11 protein-coding genes are annotated in these 15876 nt (G+C 33.7%); 9 read left to right on the forward strand and 2 right to left on the reverse strand.

The window, feature by feature from the left end; translation table 11 throughout:
• Positions 1-180: 180 nt before the first annotated feature.
• Positions 181-1293, reverse strand: a complete 1113-nt coding sequence (locus ACN0WY_RS08005) for a PIN domain-containing protein (protein WP_417800028.1) — start codon at positions 1291-1293, stop codon at positions 181-183.
• A gap of 634 nt (positions 1294-1927) precedes the next feature.
• Positions 1928-2515: a 2OG-Fe(II) oxygenase gene (locus ACN0WY_RS08010; RefSeq protein WP_417800029.1), complete on the reverse strand. Its 588-nt coding sequence runs from the start codon at positions 2513-2515 to the stop codon at positions 1928-1930.
• An 837-nt stretch (positions 2516-3352) separates the two neighbouring features.
• Here ACN0WY_RS08010 and nadC point away from each other — a divergent pair.
• The 9 genes from nadC (at position 3353) to ACN0WY_RS08055 (ending at position 15871) form a co-directional block, all read left to right on the forward strand.
• Entirely contained in the window at positions 3353-4213 is an 861-nt protein-coding gene (nadC, locus tag ACN0WY_RS08015) for a carboxylating nicotinate-nucleotide diphosphorylase (protein WP_417800030.1), read from the forward strand.
• A gap of 16 nt (positions 4214-4229) precedes the next feature.
• The gene (locus ACN0WY_RS08020) at positions 4230-6332 is read left to right on the forward strand and encodes a M3 family metallopeptidase (RefSeq protein WP_417800031.1); all 2103 of its coding nucleotides are present in this window, start codon (positions 4230-4232) and stop codon (positions 6330-6332) included.
• Positions 6333-6902 carry a pentapeptide repeat-containing protein gene (locus ACN0WY_RS08025; RefSeq protein ID WP_417800032.1) on the forward strand — a complete coding sequence of 190 codons (570 nt, stop codon included), beginning with the start codon at positions 6333-6335 and terminating at the stop codon, positions 6900-6902.
• 99 nt (positions 6903-7001) lie between these two features.
• The gene (locus ACN0WY_RS08030; RefSeq protein WP_330489084.1) at positions 7002-7937 is read left to right on the forward strand and encodes a YihY/virulence factor BrkB family protein; all 936 of its coding nucleotides are present in this window, start codon (positions 7002-7004) and stop codon (positions 7935-7937) included.
• A 179-nt stretch (positions 7938-8116) separates the two neighbouring features.
• Positions 8117-9481 (forward strand): histidine--tRNA ligase, encoded by a 1365-nt coding sequence (hisS, locus tag ACN0WY_RS08035; RefSeq protein WP_417800033.1) that lies wholly within the window; start codon positions 8117-8119, stop codon positions 9479-9481.
• Between the two features lie 47 nt (positions 9482-9528).
• Positions 9529-10221, forward strand: a complete 693-nt coding sequence (gene folE, locus ACN0WY_RS08040) for a GTP cyclohydrolase I FolE (protein ID WP_330489086.1) — start codon at positions 9529-9531, stop codon at positions 10219-10221.
• 314 nt (positions 10222-10535) lie between these two features.
• Entirely contained in the window at positions 10536-13391 is a 2856-nt protein-coding gene (locus tag ACN0WY_RS08045) for a TonB-dependent receptor (protein WP_417800034.1), read from the forward strand.
• Positions 13392-13467: 76 nt separating this feature from the next.
• Positions 13468-14730, forward strand: a complete 1263-nt coding sequence (locus tag ACN0WY_RS08050) for a DUF5690 family protein (protein ID WP_330489088.1) — start codon at positions 13468-13470, stop codon at positions 14728-14730.
• Positions 14720-15871 (forward strand): TIGR03364 family FAD-dependent oxidoreductase, encoded by a 1152-nt coding sequence (locus ACN0WY_RS08055; protein WP_417800035.1) that lies wholly within the window; start codon positions 14720-14722, stop codon positions 15869-15871. Before ACN0WY_RS08050 ends, ACN0WY_RS08055 begins: the two co-directional genes overlap by 11 nt.
• Positions 15872-15876 lie beyond the last annotated feature (5 nt).

Below are 15876 nucleotides of genomic sequence, written 5' to 3' on the forward strand. Positions count from 1 at the left end.
AGTTTCTTGTTTTTTTAATTTAGCCCTAACATGCAAAAAGGGACTAACTTTTCGGATTAACACAGAACCGAATTTTTATATTTTGTTTTTAATTTATTCATTTTAAAAGCCAAATTCAAAATTTGAAGATCTTAGTAAATAGAGAGGGATCTTTTGGTTAAGCACCTAATTAGCTACTTTTTATACATATTGTTGTGCATAGTTTTCATTAACTTTATCTATTTGACAATTAATAATTTCTAAATCATTATTAATTATAATTATCATTGAAAGAGGTACATTAATTGATGCTGATGCCCACATTACCCATTTATTCCAGTTAGAATCTTCTATTGAAAAAGAATGTTCTTCATTCAAATAATAATATTCGTGTTTATCTACAAAAAAATCAATCTCCGCTTCAACTTCAAATTTAACATCAATAATGAATTGATTGTTATTTAACTTTTTCACTGATTCTATTTCTACTTTGTAGTCTTCAGATATACTTCTCACAGTTGGCTCGCTATAGTTTTTAGGGACATCTACATCATACATATGCAATTCTGATCCAACGAAGTTTTCAAATAAGTATTTACTTGTGATTTGTGTTAAATCTAAATCGTAAAATTCACCTGCTTTTAATTTCTCTTCAAAAATTGTTGCTTGTTCAAAGAAAAGTTTCCCTTGTTTATCATTATATTCACTTAGACTTGGGTAGATAACAACTGATTTAGTAGAAAATTCACGTTCTTCTAATTCCTTTAATAATTCTTTATGCGGAATTCGAGTATTGTTTTCGGAAAAATCCTTGTGATTATTTGTTATAAAAACTAATTCAGGAAATGCTACAGCAAGTTCTTCGTCTGTGAGCAAGTTCTTTATGTTTTCCCAAATTAGATTATCTCTATATCCTTTTTCATTAGCATTAAAAGGCTTAGTTTTTTTTATTGCTTTTTTAGCAATAAACTTGTGGCTAACTTTCGGATATGGCAGAATTTGAATTTTATTATCTCTAATTATTTTATCAAGATGTATAGCGTATTTTTCAATTGCATCATTTATATTTTGATCTATTAATATTTCACCAATATTTTGTTTAGATAATTTGTTAAACTTATTAAGTTCAGTTTTAATATCGGTTTTAGATTTCTTTAATCTTTGAGAATATTTATTTTTAATTTCATCAATTACAACTTCTGGAATGTATATTTCAATACTTCCGTTTTTAGCACTTTCAAAAAGAATCGTAAAGTTTGTAGATTCCATCCAAAAATCAGCTATTATTATGTTTGAATCAAGTACTATTTTCATTTTGTGTAATTATGCACAACTAGTTTTATGTCAAACGTTACTTCTTTTATCCCGATAAAAGCATGTGATATCATAAAGCTTAGCAATTTTCATACGCTACCAAATATAATAAAACCAATACTTTACTTGAAATAAAGTTATTAACGAGTTATCGCTATTAGTTAATTAATTATACAATCCCTGCGAACCTAACACAAAGCATGCACACATTCTTACGGAATCCCATAAGTCAAACTATTTAAGTAATAAAAGTAGTTTTAGGTGTCATTAACGATTTCAGATGTAGTAGTCAAGGTCGCTGATATCACGGCATGCTCCGCAGACACTACGGCACGGGTCGCAGATATCACGACATGCTCCGCAGACACCACGGCATGGGTCGCTAATATCACGGCGTGCTCCGCAGACACCACGGCATAGGTCGCTGATATCACGGCATGCTCCGCAGACACTACGGCACGGGTCGCTAATATCACGGCATGCTCTGAAGACACTACGGCACAGACCTTTTTATCAAAGGCAACTGCCGTAACATTGTAAGAGCTTTACATAGAGATAAGTCACTAATTACCAAGAGCTAATCGCTAAGAGCTAACAACTAAGCACTAACAACTAATAACTAAAGACTAAAAAACTACCTGTACGGAGGTCCTGCAACCCAACCCACAATAGACTTACGAACCCCTTTAGTAATAGGAGTTACACGATGCATCATAAAAGAAGGAAAAACAATGATGGTCCCTTTCTCTCTAGGAGCACTTACAATTTTTTGATTCAGCATAAACTGTAAATCACCACCCTCATACTCATCAGAATCAGATAACTGCATGGAAATACTCAGTTTTCTATCAGAAATTTCACCCGCACCAAAATCCAAATGCCAATCAAAAAAATCACCCTCAGTATAGCTAGCTAATTGCAAATTGTTATGAAACCCCAACAAGTCAAACCAATACCGTTCGTTATTACACTGAATAGCCAACCCTGCCAATCGGTTGTAAATCCATTCATTTTCAGGCGTATTTTCAATAAACATCACATCGCTTTTTCTAAGCTCATCATCATAAGTATCAGATCCGCTAAGCGTAGCCTTAATTTTTTGATTCTCATTCCATAAATTCAAAATTCTATCCGTTTCATGCGGAAGAAATAAACCGTTGTAGTGTACAAACTCAGCAAAATTATGTTTTAACGGAAGACCAAAAGGATAGTTTATAGCCATGATATAAGAGTAGTTAAAGGTTGAAAGAAGATTTCTTATTCTTTACAACACGTAAGTTTTAAAATTCAGTTAGTTTTTAGAAAGCAAAATATAAAAAACAAACAAGAAGAAGTAAAAAACAGTCGTAAAAGCAAGAAAATAAATCAAGAGTGTCAAATCTGTAGGTGCCTTTAGAGACCAAAAATAGAAAACTATCAGTTCGAGTGATTTTGAAGTACGAAAATCGTACATAGACTTCGCTCAGTAGAACTATCGAGAACTAACTTAAACAATATAACTCTTTTTCTCAAGAATAATGCAGTCAAAGCTTTGAAATTCAGTTGTTTTTTAATGAAAAAACAAAGCAAAGTTTGACAAATGGTTTTCAGTGAAAACTGAAAAATTCCTAAGAAAAAGTGTCTTTTCTTTTGATTCTTTTCTTTGGACAAGCAAAGAAAACGAATAGATTAAACCAGTTGATGCCTTTAGAGACCAAAAATAGGAAACTATCAGTTCGAGTGATTTTGAAGTACGAAAATCGTACATCGACCTCGCTCAATAGAACTATCGAGAACAAATCTAAACACTACAACTCTTATTCTCGATACAAACTTCACTCATTTCACTCGTAAAATTCACTCGAATTGACAGAATTTTCTCAAAATGTACGATGTAAAAAGTGTAAGATAATACGCTAAACAAATACCATACACACAAAGTAGTAGAAAATGAAAAACAACCTGTAATAGGTTTAGAATTTTGTTAGTAAAGAAACCGTAAAAATTACACAACAATAAGCAGAGAACTCAAAACAGAGAACTAAAAATAATTGTATTTTTACCTCAACAATTCAATACTATGATTTCACAAGAACAATTTAATAAAGAGTTAGATTTAATTATAGCCAATGCTATTAGAGAAGATATAGGAGATGGAGACCATACCTCATTATCATGCATACCTGCCGAGGCAACAGGAAAAGCAAAACTATTAGTAAAAGACGAAGGAATAATAGCTGGAGTAGAATTTGCCAAAATGGTGTTTAACTATGTAGATGCCGATTTAAAAGTAGAAACGTTGATTAATGATGGCTCACCCGTAAAGTACGGAGATATTGTTTTTTATGTATCAGGAAAATCACAATCCATATTAATGGCAGAACGTTTGGTACTAAATGCCATGCAACGTATGAGTGCTATTGCCACCAAAACTAAGTTTTTTGCCAATTTATTAGAAGGAACCAAAACCAAGGTGTTAGATACCCGTAAAACCACACCAGGAATTCGTGCTTTAGAAAAATGGGCGGTAAAAATAGGAGGCGGAGAAAACCACCGATTTGCTTTATACGATATGGTAATGATTAAAGACAATCACATCGATTTTGCTGGCGGAATTACACAAGCCATTACCAAAACCAAAAAGTACCTAGCAGAAAAAGGATTGGATATTAAAATAATTGTAGAAGCACGTAGCCTAGAAGAAATAGAAGAAATTTTACAAAACGAAGGAGTGTACAGAATTTTGATAGACAACTTTAACTATGAAGATACCCGTAAGGCGGTAGCTATGATAGGCGAGCAATGCTTAACAGAATCTTCTGGAGGAATCAATGAAAAAACCATTAGAGAATATGCAGAATGTGGGGTTGATTTTATTTCGTCTGGAGCCTTAACACATTCAGTATACAATATGGATTTAAGCTTAAAAGCGGTCGATTAATATAACCTAATACATCATGAAAAAACAACTATTACTCATAGCAACGCTAGTAGTAGCGATGTCGTGTAAAACAGAGCAAACTAAAAAAGAAACCACTTCAAACATGGTAGAAAATCCATTATTAGTAAAAAGTTCTTTAGACTTTGGAGCACCAGATTTTACTAAAATAAAGAACGAACACTTTATGCCTGCAATTTTAAAAGGTATGGAAGTTCAAAATGAAGAAATAGCTAAAATTATAGCAAATACAGAAGCGCCAACATTTGAAAATACCATTGTTGCACTTGAAGAAAGTAGCAAAACGTTAGACAATGCTACGGCTGTTTTTTATGCATTAGCAGGAGCACATACAAACGATACGATTAAAGACAATCAAAAAGAATTAGCACCTAAGTTTTCTAAACACAACGATGAAATTTTATTAAACACTAAGTTGTTTGAAAAAATAAAAGCGGTACACGATAATTTAGAGAATCTAGAATTGGATGCGGAGTCTAAACACTTGGTAAAAGAACAATATAAAAAGTTTGTAAAAGCAGGAGCTAACTTATCTGAAGAAAAGAAAAACGAGTTAAAAGAAATCAATGCAGAATTAGCAAGTTTATCTAACGACTTCGGAAAAAAGTTACTAGACGCGAGTAAAAAAGGAGGGGTAACCGTTACCGATAAAGAACAGTTAAAAGGACTTTCAGAAGAAACAATTAAAGGTTTAGAAAAAGACGGTAAGTACGAAATCCAACTGATTAATACCACACAACAACCTTTATTACAAACTTTAGAAAACAGAGAAGTTCGTAAACAATTGTTCGAAAAATCTATTCACAGAACAGATGCAGGTGAGTATAACACAAGCGACTTGGTAAAGAAAATGGCATCGTTACGTGCTAAAAAAGCGCAAATCTTAGGTTTTGACAACTTTGCAAGCTGGAGTTTACAAGGAACAATGGCAGCTACACCAGATAAAGTTTTTGAAATGTTCAACGGATTAATTCCGGGGTCGTTAGCAAAAGTAGCTGCTGAAACGAAAGAAATTCAAGCAGAAATCAACAAAGAAGGAAACGATTTTACTTTAGCACCATACGATTGGAATCATTTTGCTGAAAAAGTACGTAAGTCTAAATATAACTTAAACGAAGACGAGGTAAAACCATATTTTGAGTTAACCAACGTATTAGAAAAAGGGGTGTTTTACGCTGCTACAAAATTATACGGAATCACCTTTAAAAAGCGTACCGATATTCCTACCTATCACCCAGATGTAGTAGTGTATGAAATCTTTGAAGAAGACGGAAGCAAGTTAGGATTGTTCTACGGAGACTTCTTTGCAAGAGACAGTAAGCGCGGTGGTGCGTGGATGGGAGCTTTTGTAAAACAATCGAAATTAAGAGGACAAAAACCAGTAATTTACAACGTTTGTAACTACCCTAAACCAGCAGAAGGAGAACCAGCATTAATCAGTTTTGATAATGTAGAAACTACCTTCCATGAGTTCGGACACGCGTTACACGGGTTATTCGGAAACCAAAAATATGCATCCATTTCAGGAACAAGTACGGCAAGAGACTTTGTAGAGTTTCCTTCGCAGTTCAATGAAAACTGGTCAACACATCCAGAGGTGTTAAATAACTATGCTTTACATTATAAAACAGGAGAGGTGATTCCAGATGCCTTATTACAAAAAATTAAGAATGCAGGAACGTTCAATCAAGGATATTCAATTATTGAAAACTTAGCATCTTCTAATTTAGATATGCAATGGCACACTATTTCAGCAGATACAAACATTGAAGATGTAGCTAAATTTGAAGAAGAAGCATTAGCTAAAATGAAGTTGAAGATTGATGAGGTGCCACCAAGATACCGTTCAACCTATTTCGCACATATTTTTAGCGGAGGATACGGTGCAGGGTACTACTCGTATTTATGGACAGAAATGTTAAGTCACGATGCCTACGATTGGTTTAAAAACAACGGATTGTTAACCAGAGAAAACGGTCAGAAGTTTAGAGAACAAATCTTATCGAAAGGAAACACGATGGACTATGCAGCAATGTATAAAGTTTTCGCAGGAAGAGATCCACAAGCTGAACCAATGTTAAAAGCGAGAGGATTACAATAAATGAATGATTTCTTTGACAACGAAACGTTCACAAAAGTTGATTTTACACTCACGAAAATCAACAAAGGAGAATATGACAGCTGTACGTTTGAGAATTGCAATTTCGAGAACGTACATGCTTCCAATATTGAATTCTTAGAGTGTGCGTTTATCAACTGTAATTTTAGCAATACAGTGGTAAACCACACTTTTTTTAAAGATTGCACTTTTGAAAACTGTAAAATGGTTGGGGTAAAGTTTAATGAATGCAACAACTTTTTGCTAGAAATGAGTTTTCATAACTGCCAACTAAACTTATCGTCTTTTTACCAATTAAAAATTCCTACTACAAAATTTATAAGTTGTAATTTGCAAGAAGTAGATTTTGTTGAAGCTGATCTAAGTAGAGGTTTTTTTAAAGAGTGTGATTTAAAAGGAGCAATTTTTGATCAGACGAATTTAGAAAAAGCAGATCTTACAACTGCCACTAATTTTGCAATCGACCCTGAAAATAATAGGGTTAAAAAAGCAAAATTTTCCAATGAAAACATAATAGGGTTATTGTATAAGTATGATATTGTGGTGGAGTAAAATTTGAAAGTGAAAAAGTTTGAAAGATGCAAAGTTGAAAGTGAAAAACGAAAAATTAAAAGTTAATAGCATAGAGCCAAAAGCCAGCAGCTAACAAAAATGACTAAACAAATAGAAGAAAACCTTGAGAAAATTCCAGTAATAAACTGGCTCGTGGCCTTTGGAAAGAAGATTAAAATTCCGGGGTTAGAAGGAATGTCTTTGTACGATGTACTCGAAATGTATGTTATTGGTATTGTAAAAGGAGCATTAACAACAAGGGCAGGAGGGATTGCTTTTAGTTTCTTTATGGCAATCTTTCCATTCTTATTATTCATTTTAACGCTCATTCCCTACATCCCGATTGAAGGATTTCAAGACGGACTACTCTCATTAATGCAAGAAGCGTTACCACCAAAAACCTTTGAAGCGGTAGATTTTGTGATAAAAGATATCATTAACAATCAGTACGGAGGCTTATTATCATTCGGTTTTTTAGCGTCTATCTTTTTAATGACTAACGGAGTAAACGCCATATTTGGTGGGTTTGAATATTCGTATCATGTAACAGAAATGAGAAGCGTTTTTAGAGCTTATGTTGTTTCGTTAGCAGTATCGTTACTCATGTCTTTTTTCTTAATCGTTACCGTAACACTGATTATTTTTTATCAAATAGCACTAACAAGAATCCATAAGTTTGGATGGTTAAATACAGGAGATTTAGATTTGTTTTACTACGGAAGAGGTTTTTTGTTTTTAGTGATGATTTTTACCATTGTATCCCTACTTTTTAGATACGGAACCAAACAAGGGAAAGAAGTGAAATTCTTTTCACCAGGTGCTATTTTAACTACCGTGGTATCCATGTTTACTTTTTATTTATTTGGAATTTATGTAGTAAAGTTTGCACAGTACAACCAACTATACGGTTCAATTGGTACCCTGTTAATTTTAATGTTGTTCGTGTGGTTAAACGCCATAATCCTACTCTTAGGCTTTGAGTTGAATGCTACAATTTACCGTTTAAAACGTAAAAATAAAGCAAGCGCTAAATAACATTATTCTTCATATTTTTTTCGGATATTTGCAGGCTAAAACGCAGAACAAATTACGAATTGTCAATTAACTCCTAATTGAAAAAATCATAATTATACGTTAATGCTTAGTACAACTTATGGCTAACAGCAAACAACTAAAAACTAACAGCTAAGAACTAACGACTAAAAACTAATAAAATGAAACCAGGAATCCCAAAAGGAACAAGAGATTTTTCATCAACAGAAGTAGCAAAGAGAAACTATATTTTCAATACAATTAAACATTCATTTGAAAATTTCGGATTTCAACCTATTGAAACACCAAGTTTTGAAAACTCTTCTACATTAATGGGAAAATATGGTGAAGAAGGGGATAGATTGATTTTTAAAATCTTGAATTCTGGTGATTATTTGAAGAAAGTAGATGAAAACTTATTGGCAAATAAAGACAGTCAAAAAGTTACTTCAAAAATTTCTGAAAAAGCCTTACGTTACGACTTAACAGTGCCATTTGCACGTTACGTAGTACAACACCAAAACGAAATTACGTTTCCCTTTAAACGTTACCAAATTCAACCAGTTTGGAGAGCGGATAGACCTCAAAAAGGACGTTTCCGCGAGTTTTATCAATGTGATGCCGATGTGGTAGGAAGTATTTCACTATGGCAAGAAGTTGAGTTTGTACAATTATATGATACCGTTTTTAGTAAGTTAGGATTGAACGGTACGACTATCAAAATCAATAACCGAAAAATCTTGTCTGGAATAGCTGAGGTAATTGGTGCATCAGACAAGTTGATTGATTTTACAGTGGCTTTAGATAAGTTAGATAAAATAGGGAAAGACGGTGTGGTTAAAGAGATGTTGGAGAAAGGGATTTCTGCTGAAGCCATTGAAAAAGTGGATCCGTTATTTAATTTTTCTGGAAGTAATCAAGATAAGTTAGCTTCTTTAGAAGCTATGTTACAAGGGTCGGAAGAAGGATTACAAGGAGTAGCTGATGTAAGAACCGTAGTTGATAATGTAGAAAGTATTGGACTAGATTCAGCTAGTTTAGAATTAGAGGTAACCTTAGCTAGAGGATTGAACTATTACACAGGAGCTATTTATGAAGTAGCCGCTCCAGAAGGTGTAAAAATGGGGTCTATCGGAGGTGGAGGTCGTTATGACGACTTGACAGGTATTTTCGGTTTAAAAGATGTTTCTGGAGTAGGAATATCTTTCGGGTTGGATAGAATTTACTTGGTGATGGAAGAATTAGGACTGTTTGAAGCAGTAGAATTGCCAAAACCGAAAGTATTGTTCTTAAACTTTGACGAAAACGAGAGTTTAGATAAAATAAAAGCCATTAAAACATTAAGACAAAACAATATCAAGTCAGAAATGTATCCAGACGTGGCAAGCAGCAACAATCAGCAAAAAAAGCAGTGGAAATACGCTACCAATAGAGAAATTGAGTTTGTAGTGACCACCGTTGAAAATGGTACGCTTGTTGTTAAAAATATGTCTACAGGAGAGCAAACTACTTGTTCTTTAGACGAATTGATAAATAAAGTGCAGTAAATTACCAACAATGTTGTAAATTTGCGCCCTACTAATTTTAGATAGAAATGTTTGAAGTGAACAACAACAAAATGAATGACGATAGCATAGATGAAATAGGAGAGAACCACATTGGTACATCGGCTAAAACGCCTTTACGTGCAGATGCTTTCGATATTTCTGACAAGGAAAAAATTGAAAAAATTCAAGAGAGCGTTAGAGAAATTCTTGAAACCTTAGGAATGGATTTAACAGACGATAGCATGCAAGGTACTCCTAAAAGAGTTGCCAAAGCTTTCGTAAATGAGTTGTTTATGGGGTTAAACCCTAAAAATAAACCAGAGGCGTCTACATTTGACAATACCTACAAGTATGGTGAAATGTTAGTTGAAAAAAACATTATTGTATATTCAACATGTGAACACCACTTGTTACCCATTATTGGTAGAGCACATGTGGCGTATATTTCAAATGGTAAAGTAATCGGTTTATCTAAGATGAATCGTATTGTAGAGTATTATGCTAAGCGTCCGCAAGTACAAGAGCGTTTAACAATGCAAGTAGTACAAGCAATGCAAGAAGCATTAGGAACACAAGATGTTGCCTGTGTTATAGATGCGAAACATTTATGCGTTAACTCACGAGGAATTAAAGATATTGAAAGTAGTACAGTAACTGCTGAGTTTGGTGGAGCATTTAAAAACAAAGAAACCAAACGTGAATTCTTAGATTACATAAAATTAAACACTGATTTTCAATAGAAAATAAGTTGTAAATAAATTTAAAAGCGCTTTCGAAAGAATGCGCTTTTTTTACTTCTAGTAAAAAAGTATAACAAGAGAACTCTCAACTAAGGTTGAGCGTTTTTTGTTTGTATCCATACCTAAATTAGTTCTCAACTAGTTGAAAAACAGTATTGTTTACGTTTAGTTAAAACTAAAACCTTTGGTGTTAACAATTCTGTTACGCTATAATAGCAATTCGTAAAAGTTTTCTTAATGTTTAAAAGTTTACAAATAGTAAAATAATTTAGTGATTTGCAATATTAATTTTAATAATTGTAAATAATAAACCAATGAATAATTTTAAACTTTTACTAAGTTCACTATTTGTTCTTTTTACATGTAGTGCAGCTTTAGGTCAGGGGGCTACTATTGTTGGAATAGTAAATGATGGAAATTATCCTTTGCCTGGTGCTAGTGTTATGTTGTCAGGAACAACAAAAGGTGTCAACACAGATTTTGATGGAAATTTTATGTTGTCTAATGTCCAAAAAGGGGAAGTAACCTTAGAAATATCGTACATAGGTTTTGAAACAAAAAGAGTTTCAATTAACACGAATGTAAAGAAAAATGTAGGCGTAATTACGTTAGTACCATCTAACCAAAATTTAGAAGAAGTAATTATTACCTCTTCAGGAAGAAGAAACAGTGAAGCAAGAGCATTGAGTATTCAAAAGAAATCAATGAGTATCATGAATGTGATTGCAGCAGATGGAATAGGGAAATTACCAGACAGAAATGCAGCGGAAACGGTACAACGTATTCAAGGATTATCTATTGAAAGAGATCAAGGAGAAGGACGTTTTGTATCAGTTCGTGGATTGCCACCATTCTGGGCTTCTACAACAATTAACGGAAATCGTATTCCTACCGCAGAAGAAGAAACGACTTCAAGAGCAACGGCTTTCGATTTCTTTCCTTCCGATTTAATCTCATATGTACAAGCAGCAAAAGCATACACACCAGATATGGAAGCTGATGGTATTGGTGGAGGAGTAAACTTTATTACACAAACAGCACCAGCAAAAAGAGTTTTAAACGTAAATGTTGGTGGAGGATATAACGAGAAATCTGGAGCGCCTATTTACAATGCTTCATTAACGTATGGAAATAGAAGTAAAGATGGAAAGTTTGGATTTATTGTCAACGGTTCGTATTGGAATAGAAACTGGGGAACGGACAATTTTGAAGCGAGAAGAAAAGGTGATGAAGGGGTATTTAGAATGGAGTTAAGAGATTACAATGGTGTAAGAATAACCAAAGGGGTAAACGGAGCGATGGAGTATAATTTTACACCAGAGCATAAAATGCACTTTAGAGGAGTGTACGGAACATTGTCAGATACCGAAACACACTACAAGCACAGAGTACGTTTTGATAAGTTTGATTCAGGAACAAACACAGCAAGAGTTGAATTACAAAATATCTACAATGAATTAATTACTGAAATGATTGGTGGTGAAATTGGAGGGAGACATATTACAGGTAATGGTAAGTTTGATTGGAGTATTGCTAATTATAATAATGAATTTAGATACGGCGGAATTCCAACAGAGCAAGACAAGAGCTATTATGTAGTGAAGTTTAAGCAAGATGGCGTAGGAATGAAACCTGAATATTTACAGAATAGACCAGAAGCAGCTGGTGGAGCTGGAGACGATAGAGCTTACTGGAAAGCAGATGGTGGATTGTTAGACTATAACGATACAGATGCTTTATTTGGTTTCTTTAGCGATCCTTCATTTAAAATGGATGCATCTCAAATGTCATTTGCAGATTTAGAGTTGTATAAAATATCAATTAAAGAGCGTGACAATATTGTAGCGTCTTTAAACTATGAGCATACTTTTAATGACAATTTTAAAATAAAAGTAGGGACAAAATATAGAGATAAAGATCGTAGAGCTAAGTTTGAGGACGTGTATTATGGTTGGGATGAAGTAAACGCAGGAACCACACCTAATTTGTCAGAGTATTCTCAAAATATCATAGAGCAACCAGGGAGAGCAGATTATTTGAAAGAAATGGGGGCTAATATTCAGGCTACTTTCGGTCCAGTATTATCAGAACAAGGAATGGTAAACTTCTGGAAAAACAATAAAAATAACCTAACTGTTTTAGAAGGAGATTCAGAAATTTTACAAAACGGCGGAGGTTTAGGAAGAAACTTTAATGTAGATGAAACTCACTTATCATTCTACGGAATGGGAACCTTAAAATTATCAGACCAATTCACGGTATTGGGAGGTTTACGAGCTACCAAAACAGAAACAGAGGTAAACGGTTATGTTTGGGATGCAGATCAAAGTCAATTAAACGCTGTAAGAAATGTAAAAGATTATTGGGCAGTATTACCAATGTTACATGTAAAATACTCACCAAAAACCGATGTAAACATTCGTTTTGCAGCGACAAGAAGTTTTTCAAGACCCAATTTTGGAGATATTGCACCAGGAGGTACTTTCATCTCATTTGATAACGAGTTTAAAGGGGGGAATCCAAACTTAAATCCTACATTCTCATGGAACTTTGATTTATTAGGAGAGTACTACTTTAAAAACGTAGGAGTAATAAATGCAGGGATTTTCTATAAATCAATTACAGATCCTGTATTCAACGATACATATCAAGGTACTTACAACGGAAATACAGGAGTAGAGTTTAGTACACCAGTAAATGGAGCTGACGCTTGGATTGGTGGTATAGAATTAGGAATTAACAAACGATTTGATTTCTTACCAGGATTCTTACAATACTTCGGAACTCAGTTAAATGCAACATTTATGGATTCTGAAATGACAAAACCAAGTGGAAGAAAAGTATCTATTGCATACCAAGCCAAGACCTTATTTAATGCACAATTATTCTTTGAAAAAGGAGGATTCAATACACGATTAGCCTACAACCACAAAGGAAGCTATGCCATTGGGTTTGGAGAAAGAGATATTGATGATATTTACTATGGAAAATACAATACACTAGATTTTTCAGCCTCATATCAAATAGGTAAAAACTGGACCATTTTTACAGATGTAAATAACCTATTAAACAATCCCTTAATCTATCATTATGGAAAAACTGAAGACCGTCCTAAGCAAGTAGAATTCTACGGTATAAAAGGAAGCATCGGTGTAAAGTATAACCTGTAATGAAATAATTTTCTGTTTATAAATGCAATGCGGGCTCTCATTTTTTATGAGGGCTTGCATTATTAAAAAAGTTAGTATGAATATAAGATTTGTAGCAAGAGCCTCTATAGCAGCTTTCGGTACGTACTTTTGTATGTACGCTTTTCGAAAGCCATTTACAGTAGCCACTTTTGCCGATGAAAGTTTTTGGGGAATTGATTATAAAATTCTCTTGATAATAGCCCAAGTAGTTGGGTATACATTATCAAAGTTTATAGGAATTAAAGTCATTTCTGAAATGAAATCAGGTAAAAGGATGCTCGCTTTAGTTAGCTTTATTCTATTCGCTGAAGTAAGCTTGTTAGGTTTTGCTATAACTCCCGCACCCTACAATATCTTATTCCTGTTTTTAAACGGATTGCCCTTAGGCATGGTTTGGGGAATTGTGTTTTCTTATTTGGAAGGAAGAAAAGCCACAGAACTCTTAGGAGTAATCTTGTCCTCGAGCTTTATAGTTTCTTCAGGAGCTGTAAAATCAGTTGGAAAAATAGTGTTGGATAGCTTTGGGTGTAACGAATATTGGATGCCTTTTATAACGGGACTGTTTTTTATAATTCCGTTGATATTTTTTGCTTGGTTATTAGAGAAGTTACCCAAACCAACAGCAGAAGATACACGACTTAAAGTAGTGCGTAAACCCTTAGATTCAGCAGGAAGAAAAAAATTATTCAAAGAATTTTCAGGGCCTTTAATACTCATCGTTTTCTTTTTTATGCTACTCACTGCATTAAGAGATTTTAGAGACAACTTTGCCCGAGAAATCTGGGACTCTTTAGGGTACAAAGACGCTTCAATTTATAGTATTTCAGAAATTCCTATAGCCATTATTGTACTCATTATTTTAGGGGTAATAGGAAGCATTAGCAAAAACTACAAAGCATTTGTATACTATCATTATGTGTTGTTTGTATCGTGTTTGGCAGTGATTATTAGTACTTATTTATTTCAGTACAACGAAATTTCAGCATTAACATGGATGATTATTTCTGGTTTAGGATTGTATAGTTGCTATGTGCCTTTTAACGGAATATTTTTCGACCGCATGATAGCAACTTTTAAAATTAACGGAAATGTAGGGTTCTTAATCTACATAGCTGATGCTTTTGGTTACTTGGGAAGTATATTAATTCTATTATATAAAAACTTCGGAAAAGGAGATATTTCATGGCTAAGCTTTTTTACATACGCACTTTACATATTAGCATTTATAGGAATACTTATAACACTATATAGCTTTTACTTTTTTAAGGCTAAAAAAAACAAAGAACAAAAAATAAATCAATTGGTATATGAATCATAAATATGACCTTATTGTTGTTGGAGGAGGAGTTTTAGGAACTTTTCATGCCTATCATGCTGCAAAGAAAGGGTTGTCAGTAGCTATTTTAGAAAAAGATAACAAACCACAAGGAGCTACCGTTCGTAATTTCGGACAAGTAGTACCCTCAGGAATGAATCAAAAATGGCAAAACTATGGAAGAGAAAGTTTAGCTATTTATAAAAGCATTCAAGAACAGTTTGATGTTTCCATACGTCAAAACGGAACTGTATATATTGCATCAAACGAAGAAGAAGTTCAGTTAATAGAAGAATTGCATCAAATTAATAAAAATAATAGCTATACGTCACAGCTGTTAACCAAAGAACAATGCTTAGATAAGTATGCTGGCTTGCGAAGTGATTACTGTAAAGCAGGATTGTTTTTTCCTGAAGAAGTAACTGTGGAGCCTAGAGTTATGATTCTTCGTTTACATGAGTTCATGAAAAAAGAATTGAATGTAACAATACACTATAATACTAAGGTGATGGCTACAAACAATGTTACCGGTGGTGTATCAGTGTTAACATCAAATTCCGAAAAAGTATTGGCGTCAAAAGTAATCATCTGCAACGGAAGTGATTTTAAAACACTGTATCCGTCAATATATAATGAAAGTGATTTAATTGTATCGAAGCTACAAATGATGCAAACAAAACCACAAAAGAATTACCAACTAGACGGATCTATTTTAACAGGGTTAACAATTAGAAGGTACGAAGCTTTTGAAGAATGTGCTTCGTGGAATACAATAAAAGCTAATGAAGACCCGAATTCGTTTGAGAAAAAATACGGAGTACATATTTTATTTAAGCAAGCAACGGACGGTTCTGTTATTTTAGGAGACTCACACGAATATGCAACGGCAAAAAATATAGATGATCTTGGATTTGACTTGAATGAAGACATAGATAACTTCATGATTCAAGAAGCTAAAAAAATTATCGATTTACCAACGTACGAAATCCAACATCGTTGGGCAGGATTTTATAGCCAATGTAAAACCAAAGATCTTTTCGAACATTCGGTAGGAGAAAATATACACATTGTAACAGGAATTGGAGGAAAAGGAATGACAGGTAGCGCAGGCTTTTCAAAAGAAAGTATAAATAAATTATTTTAAGTAAA

It is taken from the genome of Tenacibaculum sp., from assembly GCF_048269885.1.
Classification (GTDB): domain Bacteria; phylum Bacteroidota; class Bacteroidia; order Flavobacteriales; family Flavobacteriaceae; genus Polaribacter.